Source organism: Shimia sediminis, assembly GCF_003990645.1.
GTDB classification, from domain to species: Bacteria; Pseudomonadota; Alphaproteobacteria; order Rhodobacterales; family Rhodobacteraceae; genus Shimia; species Shimia sediminis.
The window spans coordinates 1-928 of the sequence record NZ_RYZK01000045.1; the positions used below are offsets into that span (position 1 = coordinate 1).

Sequence of the window (928 nt, forward strand, 5' to 3'; positions counted from 1 at the left end):
AATACAGTAAACATGAGAGCTCTCCAGATTTGTTCAATTGCTCTCCTAATTGCCAGTAGCGTCTTCTGTGAAGATGCCAAAAAAGAAAAACGAGGACTTCTTGGCTTGGGCGATGCTGCTTTGATTGGCGGAGCTCTTGGTCATGGTGTAGCCCTTGGAGGCCTTGAACATGGTATCGGTATCGGTCCTGGACTTATTGGTTCAGGGCTTGTTAGTCACGGACTTGCTGGCTCCGGGCTTGTTGGTCCCGGACTTGTTGGACCTGGACTTGTTGGTGCCGCTGTAGGACCAAGAACTCATTCACATTCAATCAGTACCGTTGATAGGGCTGTTCCAGTTGGAGTGCCTGCTCCATACCCTGTCCCTGTGAATCGTCCCGTACCAGTGGCCGTTCAAGTTGATGTACCTGTTGATGTTCCACGACCATACCCTGTAGACCGACCTGTACCAGTACATGTTGATGCTCCACGTCCCGTTCCTGTTGATGCACCAAGACCAGTTCCAGTGTCTGTGCCACACCCTGTTCCCGTTGATGTGCCAAGAGCTGTTCCTTATCCAGTACCAGCCCCAGTTCCCGTCCCAGCACCCGTTCCCGTAGGCGTTTCTGCACCTGTACCAGTACCAGTTGATGTTGGTGTTGGAGGTGTAATTGGCCACGGCTTAGTTGGTCCTGGTTTGATAGGCCATGGTTTGGTTGGTTCCGGTTTAGCTGGCCACGGTTTAGTCGGCCATGGTCTTGGACTTGGCGCACATGGAGGCCTTCTTTCGAAACATCTTTAATTTTCAAAATTGTGTATTTATTTGTATTTGAGTAATGGTATGTAATTAAATAAATTGTTTTTATTGTGAATATATTTTTACGTTTAATGAATTCTGTAAACAATGGATTAGAGTATAGAACATACATACTGTAGTAAGAAATCACGAC

At 47.2% G+C, this 928-nt stretch carries 1 protein-coding gene; it reads right to left on the reverse strand.

The features are described 5' to 3' along the window. Nucleotides 1–310: 310 nt before the first annotated feature. Nucleotides 311–928 (reverse strand): hypothetical protein (locus EK369_RS22805; RefSeq protein ID WP_206198149.1); only part of this gene is annotated, 618 nt, incomplete at its 5' end.